Origin of the sequence: Microcoleus sp. T3_D1, from assembly GCF_036700405.1 — a bacterium.
Lineage (GTDB): Bacteria > Cyanobacteriota > Cyanobacteriia > Cyanobacteriales > Microcoleaceae > Microcoleus.
In genome coordinates this window covers 75346-76601 of sequence record NZ_JAUBOV010000032.1, presented here as the reverse complement: position 1 = coordinate 76601, position 1256 = coordinate 75346, and the positions used below count along the sequence as shown (strand labels likewise).

The following is a 1256-nucleotide window of genomic DNA, read 5'->3' as shown; positions in this document are numbered from 1 at the left end:
TCAGGAGTCTCACGCGCCTTTCATCCCACACCAACCGAAGCGGTATCGCGCGAGGGATTCCCGTCTGACTAGCTAAAATTGAAAGTCGATCGGGTTCCCAAAGCAGCTATCTAATATGTTAGGTGCTAAAGTTACTGCTAGGTAAACAAATCTGAAGCTGAAAGAAATTGTCAGCAATCTCGTTATCGAGCCTCGAAACTTAACTGAGTATGCTCTTAATTTAGATAACGCTGTCGGTAGCTATAAAGCTGTAATATTTCAGCGTCGTTTAGGATTAAATCAATAAAACTATGGGGAGCATCTCATATTTGTAAAAACACTTCTTCTGGCTCCTTCCTTATTCCTCTTTCCTTATTCCTCTTTCCTTATTCCTCTTTCCTTATTCCTCTTTCCTTCTGCCTCCTGCCTCAAAACTCCAATTTCTAGCTTGGCTGCAAAAGTGAGATTCTCCCTATCGATCGTTGCCCGATCGCCCTTAGCTCAAAATGGTGTTTCTGCCTGTAGGTATAACCTTTCTCCCAACTGCGGATGCTCAAACGAAAGTTCCCGCGCGTGCAAGTGTAGCCGCTTCCCAGCAGCCCGACATCCGTAAAGTCGATCGCCCAAAATCGGTATCCCCAACCCTCGAACATCCGCTGCATGAACCCTCAATTGATGCGTGCGTCCCGTCAGCGGCAAAAACTCGACGCGATCGCAATTTCCTTCCCTCGCCATTACCTGAAACCGAGTAACACTGGGTTTTCCGCACTCCCAATTGACTTGCTGGTAAGGGCGATTTTCGGGATCGCCCCAAAGTGGGAGTTCGATCGTCCCCGCATCAATTTTTACAGTAGCCGAAAGCACCGCTTCATAAACTTTGTGAACCTGCTTTTTTGCAAAGTGCTGCCTGAGTTGACTGCTAGTTTCTTTGTCCCGCGCCAATAGCAAAATCCCAGATGTTTCCAAGTCTAAACGATGCACGACTGTCAAATTAAAACTATCAGCTAACAAGTTACGCAAACGACTGAAAACACTATCTTGATTTTCAAAATAACGACCTGGAACTGACAGCAACCCAGAGGGTTTATTGACCGCAATCAACCATTTGTCTTCATAGATAATCGGTAGTATTTCGGTAACGGGCAAGATGCCCGTTCCACAAGAAATATGATGATTTGTGGGGAGTAGGGGTTGGGCTTCTAGCCCGCCCGCAACGGGCAAGATGCCCGTTCCACAAGAAATATGATGATTTGTGGGGAGTAGGGGTTGGGCTTCTA

The 1256-nt window shown here is 46.5% G+C and carries 2 protein-coding genes; one reads left to right on the top strand and one right to left on the bottom strand.

Going from position 1 to position 1256, the window contains the following annotated elements:
* Positions 1 to 151: 151 nt before the first annotated feature.
* Entirely contained in the window at positions 152 to 286 is a 135-nt protein-coding gene (locus tag QT992_RS16270; RefSeq protein WP_333377310.1) for a DUF6883 domain-containing protein, read from the top strand.
* A 194-nt stretch (positions 287 to 480) separates the two neighbouring features.
* On the opposite strand, the gene QT992_RS16265 is transcribed toward QT992_RS16270, so the two are convergent.
* Positions 481 to 1256 (bottom strand): RluA family pseudouridine synthase (locus QT992_RS16265; protein WP_333377308.1); only part of this gene is annotated, 776 nt, incomplete at its 5' end.